The sequence below is a fragment of the Ktedonospora formicarum genome (genome assembly GCF_016587355.1).
Taxonomy (GTDB): Bacteria; Chloroflexota; Ktedonobacteria; order Ktedonobacterales; family Ktedonobacteraceae; genus Ktedonobacter; species Ktedonobacter formicarum.
The window spans coordinates 436,122-451,976 of sequence record NZ_BNJF01000003.1; the positions used below are offsets into that span (position 1 = coordinate 436,122).

Consider the following 15,855-nt stretch of genomic DNA (forward strand, 5'->3'; position numbering starts at 1 on the left):
TTGGGAAGGGTGGAGAGGCTATGGGCAGGGGTGGAGAGGCATGCACCTCCCCACCAGATCCTCCCACGCATCCCTCCTGAGTACCTTTTGCTTGCCAGGGGTGGGCATATACAATAGAACGACGATTCTCGTTAAAGCGGCCCGCCTATGGTTTTGTGGCGGCTCACCAGCTAGAGGAGGATTTCTTCCATTTCGCAAATTGTTTTTTGCGCCAAAATTAAGGGGGATTTTCGGACGCATTCTCAGAATGCACCTGCCTCTCTTTCACAGCAAAGAGCATTTGGTTGAGATACTGCGATGAGCAGAAAAATCAATGAAGTGTGGACCAATGGCGCACACGTACAAACTTGAGGCGGTTCCATCTGAGAAGATAAATAGAATATTTCTCACGGCGGCTAATTGTCCAAAGCGCACGATGAATTTCATCTGCAAACTTTCTTTTTGTGATCAAACAAGCGCATAAGTAAATATCCCGCTCTGTTTGAGTAATATTTTCAAGAATGGCTATTTCATTGGAACCCAAAGAAGCAGGAGTGGGAGAAATCAAGTCAGAGACGAACGGCTTCTCCCCGAGCTTGCACAATGTCCATAGCACTAGCTTACGTACAATTGTTTCTTCCTGAGGATCTTTGAGAAGCTTCTGCAGATCACTTACCACACTTCTATCTCCCAAATCCCCTAGCGCTCGCGCGACTTGCCTGCGTACAATTGTTTCTTCCTGAGGATCTTTGAGAAGTGTGAGCAGATAAGCAACCACACTTTCTTCCCCCAAATTCCCCAGCACGCGTGCTGAGTATCCTCGTACAGATGCATTTTGCTGAGGGTCTTTAAGAAGCGTCAGCACGTCACCCACTAAGGTTTTATCACTCAATTTTCCCAGCGCCCATGCCACTTGTGCACGTACAATTGTTTCTTGCTGTGAATCTTTGAGAAGTATGAATAGGTCTCCAACTACGCTTTTGTCTCCCAATTTCCCCAGTGCCCATGCCACTTGTATGCGCATAGTTGTATCTTGCTGAGGATCTTTGAGAAGCGTAAGGAGATCTCCAACCACGCATGTATCTCCCAGGTCCCCCAACGCCCATGCTATTTGCCTACGCATAGTTATATCTTGCTGAGGGTCTCTAAGAAGTCTTAGCAAATCATCCACCACTCTTTTATTCCTTGAAGCACCCAATGCTCGCGCTATTTGCGCACGGAGAGCCGCGTCTTGCTGAGGATCTTTGAGAAGCGTAAGGAGATCTCCAACCACTCTTTTGCGCTCTAATTTCAACACAACCCCTGGTACTCGCATACGTACACCTATGTCTTGCTGAGGATCTTTGAGAAGCGCAAGCAAATCAGCTACAACGCTTGTGTCCTCCAAGTTTCCTACTGCCCATAGCGCTTTCTGACGTACAAATGTGTCTTTTTCGGTATTCTTGGCAAGAGAGAATACATGATTTTTTATATCTTCATCGGAGCATTGCCTCAAGATAGCTGTGAGATGTTCTGTTGTTAAAGAATAGTTTGAATTGATCAATGAGGCAATGAGGCAAGAAACCACTTCCGAACGCAGGTGTGGTTGCGTGAGGCGAGGGCGGGCAACAAGACATTGTCCAGCCCAAAGCAGATGCGTGGAGAAAATATCTCGCCATAACCATTGCCGTTTATGGCGTCTGAGAAGTTGTGAGATCAAGGCGCTGGCATCAGGTGTCACACCTGCGTACAGGGAAAGGACCTCTTCCCACCAGGGATCACCACAATTCTTCAATAGTTCCTGCCAGTTGTTGTGCTGATGGATGTAGAGGGCTGTGCAGTATTCCTGCAAAGTGAGATGCAGAAAGCCATGCCAGCCACGTGCCTGTTCTTTTAACAGGCCGTTTTCTTCCTCAATCTCTTGCAACACAAGCTTACTTTGTTCAGCTGGAAGATTTATCGTTGGCAGAAAGCGCGTGATGACAGCAAGCAACTCATCTTCAGGGAAATAGCGCCGCCCCTGACTATGAAAATGCCAGGCAATTTCGATGAGAAGCTGCTGTTTATGTTCGGCCTTAAAAAGGCGCCGACGACGGATATCGCGCGACGTATCCCATCTAAAGAGAAGTGTGTCGAGACATTGCTTGTAGAGATCAGCACGTCGCTCAGGTAAATCGTGCTGCACCTCGTAGGTGAGCACGATGAGAGAGAGCAACAACGGATTGGCAGCGAGCACCTTAATGCGTGGATTCTGCTTGAGACACGAGAGAAGATGAGCTGCGGTCGCATGTCGACGAGGGGCAGGATGAAAATCAAACCAGTTGGTAATAAACTGCTCAATCTCCTTCTGACGGAAATCAAGGACCTCCAGTTCCGTAAAGCCCATAAGACGCGTCCGCTGTTGATAGCTAGCTTTACGTGTAGTTACAATAATACATGCTTGTGGATACTGAGTTGTGACACGAGTAATAGCGTTTAGAGCATGGCCGTAAGAATCTTTCACAGGGATAGGCGTATCGCCAATGACCGTCTCATCGAGGGCATCAAGCAGCAAGATGGCATCACCTCGCATCAAATGGGCATGGATAAACCTATATGCTTCTTGTTCGCTTATACGGTATAGCTCACTCCAATGAATGGCAGCAAAGGCAATGAGATCAGTCAGGCCGGAAGAGACAAACGTACTCAGGGTGATATGAACAGGAACTTTGGGAAGATAGGGAAATTGTCCATCAATGGATTGAAGCACAAGATGCTTGAGCAGTGTGGATTTACCAGCACCGGGATCTCCCAGGACAATGCAGCGCTGATACTTTTGCAGCGCTTTTTCAGGTGTCATAGCAGTACTCACGCGAGTCTCAAGGAAGTGACGGTTAGCAAGGAAGAAGGCATTAGGATCACGCTCTTTCTGGGCTGTAAAAAGCATAGGCTCAATATCATAGCCAGAGCGCGTCTCCTCATGCAAATGCAGGCGCACGTAAATATGTTCAAGCTGCAAGGGATGACTCATGTCGAGAATCTTCATCTGAGAGATACGCGGATCTGCGTGTAGCGCTGTTTTGTAGATATCGAGAAGCTCGGCGTCAGTATGAACCTGCTGGTTGCTCGTGGCCGCTAACAGTTGTTGCTCACGTTCCTGCTGCCTGCGGAGAAGTTTTTGTTGCTCTTCACGATGCGTGCGTTCGAGCTCGCTCTCGTTTTGTCGATGCTGGCGCACCTCCTCGCGACTATTCTGCTCCGCGTTCAGCTCTTTTGTATTGGCATGGCCCTTACGAAGTGAATACACAGCAAAGCATCCACCTATGAGAGCGACAATGACTGCACTTGCAAATGCAAGCCACTCGCCAGGAGACGGCTGCGGTATTGGAGTTGGCGTAGCAATAGGAGTAGGCTGTAGACCAGTCAATAGACCTTTATGGAAGAGGGCAATGGCAAAGGAAAGAAGGTGGCTCATCTCGTCTCCTACGAAGAATTGATACCGTTGTTGTCAGCAATAGTATTCTATAGAAGTAGACGTGAATAAGTACCCATTTTACAAACAAATTAAGAATATTTTTATGAATGGAGCGGAACACACCCTCGGTACTTGAAGGTGTATTCCGCTCTGTCCTTACGGAACGCCAAGCGAGAAAGCCCTGCTCATTGATGGCAGGGATGCATCGCCGTTCCTTGTGTCTGTGTGTTTCCAGCTTCTGTCTGCTGAAAAAGAAGGTGTGCTTGAGCCAGGGGAGTGTCAAGGAAAGCTGCCTTGCCTGATGTATTGCAACCATAGAGTTTCTGCTCGCAGAAACGAGTCTCACTCATCAAGCACCTGGCTTGCGGCTCTGGCAACCTGGTTCACCATAACTGTTTTTTGAGCAGGTCGCGGCGTTCGTTGTTGCTCTTGGGGAGTAGCCAGCACCCATTGAGCCGAGGCGGCTGGTGCCCAGGCGGAGACATCTTTGCCCCGGCGAAGCCTGTCCCACTCGATGAGAATGCGGCGGGTAGCTTCGGCGCGGCTGAGCCCTCCCCACTCTTTGCAAAAGGTATCGAGCGCTTGCAAGGCTTCATGCTGCCTGGGAAGGCTCGTGTTCCAGTACACATCATCATCGTTGCGCATTTAATATCCCTCTTCCCAGCGATCCTCATCCAGCGAGGCAGCAAGTTCGGCATACCCGCAGATACTGGCATGCTCTGGATCAGGCACCGTGACGATCTGACATCCCTGTAACGCCTGGCAAACCACCTCTTCAAAGTAATAGGCCCCTCCGCCGCCAAGATAGATCTTGTCAAATTGCGTCCCGGCATGAGCCCCTTCCACATTCCACATCCCAATAAGAAATGAGGATAGGGAGCGCGTCAGACGCTTGAGCGAGCCTGTAATCACTTCGGTGATCTCCTCATCTGGAAGGTCGTTTGCCCCAGTGGCGATGACGGATAGGGTTGATGATGCGCATAGGCTCTCAGCAACGCGTGCGCCTTCTCGATAGGGAGCTTCCGATGATACTTCCACACCAACTGTTGAAGATCCTCCACCAAATGACCAACGCCGAATTGTTCGCCTTTGCACAACGGAATGAGCAACCGTTGCCCATCGGCAGCCACCAGATCGGTGGTGCGTTCACCCACATCGATGACCGCCTGCTGACTGCTTTCATCTCCACAATGAATGAGAATGCCCTGTCCCTCCATCGCGACATAGCCGCACTTGACAACAACCTTACGACTCCGCCCATTGAAGCTAAAGCGATAATGCCGCGAGAGCGCCTGCCTGACACGCTGCCGTCGTGTGCGTTCGTAGAGGCTCACCAGCAACGCCGTCACCAGACGCAACTCAAAACAGCGCTCCGGAATAAGGAGGCAGGCCAGGCAGAGGAGCAAGATCTGGGCGTGCTCAGACCAGTACCGGCGTTCGTCATTAAACGCGTTGTGGCTATGCGTGCCATGCGCGAGCAAACGCCCAAGGAAATAAGTATGATCCTCCAACGAGAGCACATAATCGCCCGGCTGAAGAACATCGGCGAGTTTGGCATGTGGATCGCTGCCCTTGAGAAGAGTTGCAACCTCACCGTCCGCGAGAAAACTTGGGAGCGTAATGAGGTCCTGCGCCAGCGTCAGCCCATCGGCGGGAAGCAATTTTATGCCCGCAAATCCAGAACCAACCTCAAATCCGGCATAATAGAGGAGAAACGTGGTCAGCATACTTCAAAGCCATCCTTTTTATGACTCATACTCTGAGACACAGGCTCTATAAAGTGGTGGACCTATGCCACAGAGTGATGTACAACTACTACAACATGCCATCAGTACAGGAAAGTGGAGTACATGCCCCACAACGTATGGAACATGTACTCATGTACTCAGCCCTAACCTCTCCTCATGCATCGCCTGTTCTTGAGCATACCTCTGCACAGGAGGCAGGAGAGGGGCAGGCAAGAGAGAGGGAAGGGGAGGTAGAGAGTGGACAAGAGCATAAGGCAGGTGATTTCTTCGAGATGAGGGCAGGCGGCTACTTCTCATCGAAACCTCCGCTTCTGGATACCCCTGTGCTTGCAGACATGGGGAGGAAAGAAGCGTTCCTTTCTTTGGGTGGAGATGGCGGTGGAAAGCCCATCTCCTTGACAAAACAGGTTTACTATGAGAGACTGCTTGCATGGATAGAACACTTGTTTCACGCCTGCATACGACCGATGAGCAAGCAGCACTTTTGCAGCAGACATTGCACCAGCATACCGCGTGCTTTAATGCGGTAACCGATGAGGGCTTTCACACGGGGTGTAGCAACGGTATCGAACTCCATAAGCGCACCTACTATGATCTGCGCGCGCAGCATCCCCATCTGCCTTCGCAACTGGTGTGTGCCGCTCGCGTCAAAGCCACTGAAGCCGTGAAAAGTGCCCTTGCTCGCCTCAAAAAGGGACACAAAACACGTGCTCCGCATTCGCGTCTCTGTCCTATCCGCTACGATGCTCGTTCCTCCTGGGTCAAGTGGGAGACACGCACCTGTAGTCTCGCCACTATCAAGGGACGTGTGCACCTTCCCTTTGCCATTCCTGCTCATGCTCACAAATACCTTGGCAGCAAGGTGTGTAGCGCTGAGCTGTGCTCCCGCAAAGGCAGGTACACACTGCATGTCGTGGTGAGCCTCCCCGATCCTGTTATCTCCCCTTCTCATGACCATGTGCTCTGCAAACGCATCGTAGAGCATGCCGCTGCTGGGTCGGCCATCGTGCTTGAGAACTTGACCCATATTCGCGCTCGTGCTCTCCTGCGCAAGGGAGAAGGGCAGCGCCATCTCCACTCGTGGAGCTTCGCGCAGTTTCACTCCTTCCTGATCTACAAAGCGCAAGAGAAGGGCATCAGCGTGGTGAAGGTGGACTCTCGTCACACCAGCCAGACCTGCTCGCGTTGTGGGGATCAGGCGCGCCAGAATCGCCGTTCTCAAAGCCTGCGCCTCTGTCGTCTCTGTGGGTTGAGCGAACATGCTGATTTGAACGCCTCTCGCAACATTGCTGAGAAACACCTTGCCAGTCTCGGTACATCCCTGGCTGGTGGGTCGCCGTCGGACGGCCTCTCGTCTCCGTCTTCCGACGAGGGACAAGTCCCCGCCCAAAGGGCGTGGGGTCTCTGACCGAGGTACTATATCTTTTGTGAAGAAAAGAGAGGGAGCAACGAGGGTGAATCGCATGGATCGTCTGACGGCTATCGTTTTGCTTCTCCAGGGAGGCAGACGCACCGCTGGGGAGATCGCTCGCCGCTTTGAAGTATCCAAACGCACGGTGTTTCGCGATATCGAGGCACTTTGTGAGATGGGTATACCCATTGTGACCGAAGCGGGCGCAAATGGCGGCTATACGCTCATGCCGGACTACTCTCTGACTCCACTCCAATTGACCTTCCATGAAACCATGCTGTTGCGCCTGGCCCTCAGTAGCATCTCTCAACTGGCGCAAACTCCCTTCAAACAGGAGCGAGAGTCTTTGCTTGCCAAGGTCCAAGCCCTCATTCCCCCGCAGCACAGGCCTGAAACCGATCAGCTCTTGCAGACCGTTCAGTTCAATGTCCCAACTCGCAGCTATGCCACACCGTTCATCGAGCAGTTTATCGAAAGCGCACGCACGCAACAATGGCTTCGTGTCATGTATCGTTCTCAGCAAAGAACCTCTCAACAAACCATCCTCCCTCGCCGCCTCTCTTCCTCTGGGGGGTTCTGGTACTGTGAAGCGTACTCTCAGGAGCATCAGGAAGAGCGGACCTATCGCGTGGACCGCTTCATCGCCGTGAGCGCGACCCAGCCACCAGAACACCCAACGCCACTCCCCTCCAGGCTTCCCTACAAGCATCCCTCACACCCGGAAGTCCGTATCCGGCTGACCGCACGAGGCGCCCTCCTCATGGAGCGCAATCCCTATTTCAGCGACGCGATCCAACCGCTGGGTGAGGAGGAAGGATTGCTTTGCTTTCGCTGGCCGCCAGCCGAAAACGACTGGCTCGCGCGCCTGCTGCTCAGCTTTGGCCCCGACGCAGAAGTACTCGCGCCTCCACCCCTGCGCAATCTCGTGCGAGAAATGGCTCAGGAAGTTGTGGACCGCCACCATCAATAGTGACATAGGATTGTCACTGTTTCTCCCTTACACTTCTTCTCTAGCAATGAGTAGTAAGACAGTCGCTATCTAGCGACCGACAACGCGATTACACCATGAGGGAGAACCATATGGAAACGCAGAATGTACACAATAGCGGTCAGACCTGGCAGAACGAGGCATCATCCTCGTGGATCACCCATCCCTGGGTCGCCGAAGGACAGCACACAATCCGCTTTGGTGCTCAGATGATCGATCAGGGCGCCGACTGGCAAGAGCAACGCGATTGGGTACAGATGGTAGAAGATCTTGGTTTCGACTCGTTCTGGGCCAGTGACCATCCTTTCCTGTCTCAGGACGCCTGGATCACCCTGACTATTGCGGCTCAAGCAACCAGGAAGATTCGCCTGGGTACCCTGGTCAGTTGTGTCTTCTACCGCAGTCCCGCATTACTTGCACGCCTGGCCGCCGACGTGGATCGCCTGAGCAACGGACGCGTTATTCTTGGCATCGGCATCGGGGATTTGCCCCAGGAGTTTGAACGCCTTGGTCTTCCGCTTCAGAGCATCAAAGCACGGCAGCAAGCGCTGGAAGAAGCGATCCAGATGATTGTGGGATTGTGGCAAAGCGAGGATTTCGATTGGCAGGGAACACCTCTTCAAACACAGCAGATGCGTTTGCCTGGAGTGCCAGTGCAACAGCCTCGTATCCCACTGCTGATCGCTGGCGGGGGAGAGCGCGTGACGCTGCGACAGGCGGCACAGTATGCCGATGTCACCAACTTTGGCGCACATGCTGTGATAGGCGGAGCTTATGACATTTCCGATGTGGTGCGCAAGTACGATGCCTTGCGGAGACATTGTGAGACGCATTCGCGACCGTACAACTCGGTCTTGCGCAGCCATCTGACCTTCCCACTGGTTCTGGCTGAAACGCACGAGGCATTGCGTCTCAAACTCGAGAAGCTTCCACAGGGATGGCTCAAGATGTTCGGATCAAGCCTCATCGCAGGAGTACCACAAGAGGTGATCACCTCCTATCAGGCGTTGGCCTCTGCGGGTGTCCAGTATTTTATCTGTTCACTCTTCCGAGGTGATGGGGAAACGCTGCAACTCCTGGCTGAACAGATTATGCCGGCAGTAAAAGAAGCGAAGACGACCCTCTAGCTGGCTGGGGCACTCTGCCATCTTCCGCCAGCGTGGTCGCAGGAACACGTTTGTTTCAGGCGGGATCGTGAGGAATGAAGGAGGGTTCTGCCCCTCACGATCCCGTTCTCAAGGAGATAGGTCATGCCATCAAAAAGGAGAACATGAGGAGAATGGGAGAAAACTATGGCAAGAAAGGGATATCAAGCCGAAGCGATAGCAGAACAGACATTGATCCTACAGCGCAGACACTGCATCGTGTGCGGCCAACCCATGTGGGTCGCTTATCTTATTCGCGCCGGTCTATTACCTTGTTGGCACAAAGGCCAGGCACAAAAAAATCCGTTCGGGATGGGCATTGCTCACTCTCATAGGACAGAGATAGGCCCCAGAAACCTGCCACAATGATCATTGCTAGCGGAATGCTGGATACAAAGGCATCTGATCAGCTTCAGGGTCACCATGCGTATACGCTGAGAAAGGTCCTGGATTTTCCATGATAGAAGTCAGTTGCTTCAATTCATCCTCGATATCAGCAGCAGATACAATATTCAGCTTCTGAATGGTCTCCCACAAAACTGACGAAATCCAGGCATAGTTGGGAGATCTACTGACCCAAGCACCTTCCGAATGTAGGAGTAAGTCTCTTGCTTCCCAATCGTGGCGGCATGCATCTTCCCTACGGTTGCTACTGTACAGTTGCCTCTTCTGCCGCATCCGCGAGCAGCAGATGGTGGAGCCCGTTTCCCGTTGACATATCCACCATGACGATTAGCCCATGCGCTTTGTCTCCAGCATAGAAGCAGGGAACCAGCGCCGGATGAGGCACGACCTCACCTAAAAATTGTAATCTAGCCCAATCATTGAAGAAGAGCTGGCAGACATTCATGACCCTTTCGTTCTCATTTGCAGCGTCCAGAAGTTCGGCCCTTCTGAACTTCTGGATGGTATGGGAAACTTTAGGTTGCCTAGCATCAGAAAGCGGGGCGTAGGAGTTGCTCAATTTCGCTCATTTGTTGCCAGGTCAGCGGGCCAAAGCGCATGGTTGCAACGTTTTCCTCCACCTGCTGCACTGTTTTGAAGCCTGGAATGGGGATAGTGTGACCACTGTGCGCCCAGAGCCACCCAAGTGCTCCTTGAGCCAGAGTGCGGCCATCACGTGTCAAAATCTGGCGAACCTTGTCTAGCTGGCGCAAAAATCCGGGCATGCGCTCAGCATTGAAGGGATTCCAGGAGAATGAGGAGCGCCGAATATCTAGCTCTCCAACCTGATCACGTGCGGTATACTTTCCGGTCAGCAGGCCCATGGCGAGAGGCCCGCGATTGAGACTTGCCAGATTATTCTCCTCGCAAGCCGTAAGAATGGCGGGGTTGTCCTCAAAGACATTAAGCGTGTGCTGAACAGCCACGCAGTGCTGTCCCTGAGCAAAAAGACGCGCCCGATCGGGATCATCGGTGCTCCATCCATAGAAACGAATTTTCCCCTCAGTAACCAGTTGCTCCAGGATATCACGGACCTCAACAGCACGTTCAAGATCATAGTCACCAACGTGAAGCTGATAAAGGTCAATATAGTCGGTTTGCAGACGGCGCAGGCTGGCTTCACAGGACCGGCGAACTTGAGATTGAGGATCAGAGAGCCCGCCAGTTCTCATGCGCGTTTCTTCGTCGAACTGATTACCAAATTTAGTAGCGATCAGCACATTTGCACGCTGTTGACCTAATGCCTGTCCGAGAATTCGCTCGCTGTGACCCGCTCCATAGGCATCCGCAGTATCAAAAAGTGTGACACCCAGGTCCAGTGCCCTATGGATGGCGCGTATGGATTCGGTGTCATCCACCTCCCCGTAGCCGGTGGGTAGATCAGGTGCGAGCCAGGACGGACCGCCGATAGCCCAGCAGCCCATACCTAATGCGCTCACTTCTATGCCGCTGCGGCCCAACGTTCGTGTCAGCGTTTCGCTCATTTTTGCATCCTCTCTGATAAACTGCTTGTTTGTGATGCCTGAATAATAGCTCACTACCTGGCATCAACGCATCCATCTAAAGGAGAGTTTCTGGGGATTGGGAAGCAACTTTTCTTTTCCAAACTTACCAAACAACTCTACAAGGAGCGTGTAAATCCTGACCGTATTCTGGCTAAACTCACACAAATCTCCTGGTGGGCAAACGCCTCTGGAACTCCTTGTCCACCAGGAGATTTGTTGGAAAAGGACCAGTTTCAACCTGGGACTTACACTCTCTGCTCGAACACATTTCTAGAAGCGGCAAATTTGGTATTGAATATTCGGGCACAAGTCCGGCCTGAAAGAGCTGCCCGAACATTCGGGTCATTTTTGTTACTATCCATAGCGCCTGGAATTACCAAAAACGATTCATCGTCAACGGATCCAAAGGCGGTTTCTCAACTGATCAATGGTTGTGCTGCTCAACATTGAGGGCAACTGCTCATGTTTATTTAGGATCTGGCACAGATTTGATACCAGTGGCGAAATCAGGAGTACTAGATCTCATCCAGTAGCATGCAGAAAATAAACTGTCGTTGCTCACTCAAAAGGAAATCATTCATGTCACTCAAACCTGCTCCCATGCCACCTGTCCCTGAAGAGACCGTTCGTGTAGCTCGCGTTGTGTTTCCCCGTGGCAATATGCTGATGCAAGTGCGTAATATGGTGGGAACCATGTACGCTGATGAAGCATTTGCGAATCTGTTTCCGACGCATGGCCAGCCTGCAGAAGCCCCGTGGCGCCTAGCTTTGGTCATGGTGTTTCAATTCATGGAGCACTTGACGGATCGGCAAGCTGCTGATGCGGCCCGAAGCCGATTGGACTGGAAGTACGCCCTCAGCCTGGAACTGACCGATTCAGGGTTCGACCATACCGTCCTCTCCGAGTTTCGTTCGTGCCTGATTGCTGGCAATGCCGAACAACGTCTGTTGGACCTGCTGCTGGAACGGTGCCGAGCAGAAGGATGGCTCAAAGCCCATGGGAGGCAACGCACTGATTCCACACATATTCTAGCGAAGATTCACGCGTTGAACCGTGTCCTCTGCGTTGCGCAAATCATGGAGTATGTCTTGAATGTACTCGCGGAAGTGGCTCCTGAATGGGTTCGTGCCTATGTGCCGGTTGAGTGGGTCGAGCGCTATCAGGAAGCGTGGGCCGAACCCCTGGAACCTCCGCTGCTTTAGCACGGAGAGCTTTCAGCAACAATCATCCAGTTTGCACTACTGAAGGATGTCCCTACGAGCATTCGTGCGTATGAAGTGATGTCCTCTCAGGAATATGGGCATGCGAACCAGGCATCCAGTGGCCTTGATGCTTTCTTGTTTGCTCGTCTTCCCCCTCTCTCGTGCGATACACTGGTCATGAGGCGAGCTCATTGGCCTCGCTGCTATTGTAGCTCATTTTCATCCTCTTCTCTGTCCGCAGAGACATTACGCTTGAGGTTTTTTTATGTCGGGACCCCAATCTGGGCCACTATCGTTCTCTCCGAAGTCGCCGCCCGCTCTGTTGTGCTCTCAAAGCACACGAAAGAGCTTGGAGCGCGAAAAGATCGCGGAGTTGCGGCAAACAATTCCGATCCACAATCTGAAGCAGAACATTCTTCGCCGATATGGTTGTTGACAACCTCTCGCGCAGGAGAAATGAACCACACACGTTTGCCATTGCCGCAAAGAGAGGAGACGCCAAGAAAAGCTGTTCCTTCGCACGACGCAAGACAGCCTATCATGCAAGACTCGATCCGGGGAGGATCAATGAACAAGTACATGCAGATGTTCCTGCAGGCCCTTGGGTTTGTGGTCCGGCGGGGCCACAAGCAGTTCCTGCGCTACATGCTCATCGCGGTGCCGGTCATGGAGGTCGGCTGGATCGTTCCCGACCGCATCGCGGTGCCTGTGATGACGCCCCTGCTGATCATCGTCCTGGTCGCGACTTGGCGCCAGCGCGTCAAGTTTGCCGACAACCAGCACGTGGAGGCGGCCAAGGCGGTCTCCGGGCAGGTGTTGCAGAGGCAGCGGACCAACACCTCGCAGTACCTGTGGGGGTGGCTCGGCTGGGCCGCTGCGGGACTCACCGCGTACCTGGTCGTGTCCTACGAGGTCATGGACTCCTTCCCCTGGATCCTCAGGGGAATCGTCCTGTCCGTCATCGCTCTGCCCTGCGCCCAGCTGGGCCAGTGGCTGGTCCAAGCGCACCTGCTCACGCGGGACATGCGGAAGACGCTCGCCAGTGGAGTCAACGCGTCCTGATCTCATCGCGGCGAGGCCAGCGGCCGGGGACAGTCTGAGGACTGCTCCCTGGCCGCTGGCCAACTCATTCCTCCTCTACTACCTTGCTATAACTGTATGTGCACCGCCTTCTTCCTCTTACCAGGTACGATCGTCACTTTTAGCCTCTAGGGGAGATCCTAGCCCTACCTTAATCGCAGTAGAAATATTCGTTGTTCTTGAAACCAAAGGAGCTCTGACTGGTTGGCACTGTTTATTGCGTTTTTGGAGGCAAACACTATCGTTCTCAGGGGGAGTCAAAGACAATAGTTCCATTTTCCTTGTCTTTTTCTTGCTTGTTTGATGCTCTAATGAGCATCAAAGTTGCTTGATCCAATCCATGCAACACGTGTATATATGGCTTGCGAATCACACGCCTATAGACCAAGAAATCCAGCATTATCGCTTCGTTGGGCCTCTTGGTCATGCACCTTTTCTTCTCACTTTTTCTCAACAACAATTATGTTTGCTCTTTCACATTATCTCTATGCCATCTGCTTGTATGACAAGCGTAACAAAATCGATTTTTGATTGCAATGAATTTAATTTGTAATCGACGCTACCAACGGTTCTTCTGAAGAATGATACAGGCAAACGCCACATTTCATTCGGCGTGGTGCACCCGTACGATCTTGGGAGATTGAGCAGATTGAGAGACCCCAATCAAGCGGACGATGTCGACCGCATCAAGGGATTGCACAGGGTCACCTCAGTCTGCCTCTTCTCACAGGGCTACTCTACGCCCCTTGCTTCCTTGCGACAACCTTATCCTCTCCCGATCATACATGGGATTGAAATGTCAGAAGAAAACACCCCACAACCAATCACGCCGCCTCCAAAGAAGGGAAAGCTCCCGATAGGGATGTGCACAGAAAAAGGCCTCTCCTCGCAATCGTGGGTTCGCGACGTGTGCACACCAACCTGGTGCGTGCATGGCGCGGTCCGCCCGCGTTCCGCTGGTATCTAGAAAATTATGAAGCGCGCCAGATGTGCCACCACTTTTTAGGCGAAGCTTGATCCGACGGTACGAATCGTTCCTTCTGCCAGGTCCATCCAATCGGCCTAGGTGAGATGAGAGGGAAGAAATAGAGCGTCCCGGCAAAGACATCGTCTATCTGCTGGCGAACTTCCCCTTTTTTCTTCACGACCTTGAGGAGATCCCCCACGACGACCCGCCGCTCCGGATTATATGTACCAGTGGGAACGACGATGTCAGCGAGATCTGAAAGCTAGTCGAGGAGATGTTGATCCACCTGAGGCTGGGAGATCGCACACCCAAAGATCATACGGTCGAATGGCCCGCATTCAGGAAGACCAGCTACAGCGTCACCTTGCAATATGGTGACTTGGTGGTCTCCCTCGTCTGGGCAAGGGCGGTAAAATGGCGTTGCAAACACTCCCACTCTGCATCAGAAAGATTGCTTGGAGAACTCTTACTCATCCTTCCGGCCTATCATGTAAGGTTATCTCCGCGATTAACAAAACACATTCTAAGCAGGAAGCTAGACGCTGCAGAGCAATGGACGTTCCTCTCTTTGACAACTCTCCCTGCAGGATGATAGAGTACGTCAAGAACAAGCAAGCTTGGAGTGGAGCAGCATCATGGCCACATACCAATTTCAGCCGACCCATTATTTCACCGCGATCGGTGACTATCCTCCAGTATTACGCATTGCACCGGGTGATACAGTGATCACCTCGACGGTTGATGCTGCTGGAGGAGATCAACATGGCAAGCATATTACCCCAGGAGGGAACCCGCAAACGGGTCCGTTTTTTGTGGAAGGAGCCAATCCGGGTGATACGCTGATCATTCATCTGGATCGTCTTTCTCCTTCGCGCTCTACCGGCCTCACGCGTACAATTATCTCTCGCCAAGTGTTCGATCCTCCTTCTGCGCAGACGCATCTGCGAGAGGCCATTGCTGACTGGGATCTGGATGTAACCCGGGGAATAGGCACAATGCGCCCATCTGCAGTGATCCCCCACTCGCTGGCCGTGCCTCTGGCTCCTATGCTCGGCTGTTTTGGCGTGGCTCCCACCAGGAGCCAGATTGTATCGGGGACCGCCTTGCTAATTCGACGGAGACGTTGGCCGCGTCACTTCTTTGCCTCAGGCGGTCGAGCGATTTCGACGGCGACCTCCGGTCCATATGGAGGCAACATGGATTATCGCGGGTTTGGGCCAGGTACCACCATCTACTTACCCGTGTTTACTTCTGGGGCTTTGCTTTTTCTGGGTGACGGTCATGCAGCCCAGGGGGATGGGGAAATTCTTGGGACAGGAATTGAAACATCCTTTGAGGTCCAGTTTACAGTGGACCTGCACAAAGGCCATCGCATTGGCTGGCCACGCGGGGAAAATGCACAGTACCTCTTTACCGTCGGCAATGCCTATCCACTCCAGGTGGCTCTTCGGCATGCGACAACGGAGATGTACCTCTGGTTACAGGAGCAATATCAGCTCGATCCGCGTACCATCTCAGTGTTGATGGGAATGGGTGTGGAATACGAGGTAGGTAATGTCTATAATCCCGCTTATACCATGATTTGTAAGCTCCCCAAACACATCTTAGCAGATCTCGCACCAACTCCACTATCGCCAGATACTGAAGGCTAGTGGGCAGCACCTAAACGGGAAGCCATACAGTATTAAGAAAAAGAAATAACAAAAAAAGGCGAAACACAAGTGAAGCGCCCCATTTGAACACGTTTCTTCCACTCCGTTCTCCGAACAACCTGCTCAAGGGATGGGCAACGAGCAAAGTGAGCCCCTCCTTATGGAAGGAAGACAACATTTCTGGTTCGGGTACGGTGACCGTTCTCCGAAATTGACCCAAACATGGACAGGCCATACTCAGCATTCGGTTCCTGCTTCAGCGCAGACAGCAAGCCTTTCGCTTGTCTTACATCTGCTCCA

The 15,855-nt window shown here is 52.5% G+C and carries 12 protein-coding genes and 1 pseudogene; 6 read left to right on the forward strand and 7 right to left on the reverse strand.

All coding sequences use genetic code 11. The features are described 5' to 3' along the window. Window positions 1-310 precede the first annotated feature (310 nt). The 4 genes from K3T82_RS28375 to K3T82_RS28390 all read right to left on the reverse strand — a co-directional run bounded on the left by K3T82_RS28375 (window position 311) and on the right by K3T82_RS28390 (window position 5,139). A complete protein-coding gene (locus tag K3T82_RS28375; RefSeq protein WP_220196894.1) occupies window positions 311-3,412 on the reverse strand; it encodes an NACHT domain-containing protein in 3,102 nt (1,033 codons plus the stop codon). A gap of 342 nt (window positions 3,413-3,754) precedes the next feature. Continuing rightward, window positions 3,755-4,057 (reverse strand): hypothetical protein, encoded by a 303-nt coding sequence (locus K3T82_RS28380; protein ID WP_220196895.1) that lies wholly within the window; start codon window positions 4,055-4,057, stop codon window positions 3,755-3,757. Next, on the reverse strand, window positions 4,058-4,324 hold the full coding sequence (locus K3T82_RS28385) for an acetate and sugar kinases/Hsc70/actin family protein (RefSeq protein WP_220196896.1): 267 nt from the start codon (window positions 4,322-4,324) through the stop codon (window positions 4,058-4,060). Further along, window positions 4,321-5,139: a ParM/StbA family protein gene (locus K3T82_RS28390; RefSeq protein WP_220196897.1), complete on the reverse strand. Its 819-nt coding sequence runs from the start codon at window positions 5,137-5,139 to the stop codon at window positions 4,321-4,323. The genes K3T82_RS28385 and K3T82_RS28390 overlap by 4 nt, the downstream gene beginning before the upstream one ends. Window positions 5,140-5,590: 451 nt before the next feature. On the opposite strand from K3T82_RS28390, the gene K3T82_RS28395 reads away from it, so the two are divergent. The 3 genes from K3T82_RS28395 to K3T82_RS28405 all read left to right on the forward strand — a co-directional run bounded on the left by K3T82_RS28395 (window position 5,591) and on the right by K3T82_RS28405 (window position 8,686). Next, window positions 5,591-6,568 carry an RNA-guided endonuclease InsQ/TnpB family protein gene (locus K3T82_RS28395; RefSeq protein WP_220196898.1) on the forward strand — a complete coding sequence of 326 codons (978 nt, stop codon included), beginning with the start codon at window positions 5,591-5,593 and terminating at the stop codon, window positions 6,566-6,568. 55 nt (window positions 6,569-6,623) lie between these two features. Then, window positions 6,624-7,541: a helix-turn-helix transcriptional regulator gene (locus tag K3T82_RS28400; protein WP_236031664.1), complete on the forward strand. Its 918-nt coding sequence runs from the start codon at window positions 6,624-6,626 to the stop codon at window positions 7,539-7,541. Window positions 7,542-7,651: 110 nt separating this feature from the next. Next, a complete protein-coding gene (locus K3T82_RS28405) occupies window positions 7,652-8,686 on the forward strand; it encodes an LLM class flavin-dependent oxidoreductase (RefSeq protein WP_220196900.1) in 1,035 nt (344 codons plus the stop codon). A 667-nt stretch (window positions 8,687-9,353) separates the two neighbouring features. Here the strand turns inward: K3T82_RS28405 and K3T82_RS28410 are convergent. Continuing rightward, complete coding sequence (locus K3T82_RS28410) at window positions 9,354-9,554, reverse strand: hypothetical protein (RefSeq protein ID WP_220196901.1); 201 nt, start codon at window positions 9,552-9,554, stop codon at window positions 9,354-9,356. Between the two features lie 85 nt (window positions 9,555-9,639). Then, window positions 9,640-10,632 (reverse strand): aldo/keto reductase, encoded by a 993-nt coding sequence (locus K3T82_RS28415; RefSeq protein WP_220196902.1) that lies wholly within the window; start codon window positions 10,630-10,632, stop codon window positions 9,640-9,642. Between the two features lie 600 nt (window positions 10,633-11,232). Between K3T82_RS28415 and K3T82_RS28420 the strand changes: the two genes are divergently transcribed. Then, a complete protein-coding gene (locus tag K3T82_RS28420; RefSeq protein ID WP_220196903.1) occupies window positions 11,233-11,856 on the forward strand; it encodes a transposase in 624 nt (207 codons plus the stop codon). Between the two features lie 567 nt (window positions 11,857-12,423). Next, window positions 12,424-12,918 carry a hypothetical protein gene (locus K3T82_RS28425; protein WP_220196904.1) on the forward strand — a complete coding sequence of 165 codons (495 nt, stop codon included), beginning with the start codon at window positions 12,424-12,426 and terminating at the stop codon, window positions 12,916-12,918. A 1,359-nt stretch (window positions 12,919-14,277) separates the two neighbouring features. Here the strand turns inward: K3T82_RS28425 and K3T82_RS48095 are convergent. Then, a pseudogene (locus K3T82_RS48095) lies at window positions 14,278-14,377 on the reverse strand (IS5/IS1182 family transposase); the annotation flags it as partial. Window positions 14,378-14,538: 161 nt separating this feature from the next. Between K3T82_RS48095 and K3T82_RS28430 the strand changes: the two are divergent. Continuing rightward, window positions 14,539-15,555, forward strand: a complete 1,017-nt coding sequence (locus K3T82_RS28430) for an acetamidase/formamidase family protein (protein ID WP_220196905.1) — start codon at window positions 14,539-14,541, stop codon at window positions 15,553-15,555. Window positions 15,556-15,855: the final 300 nt, after the last annotated feature.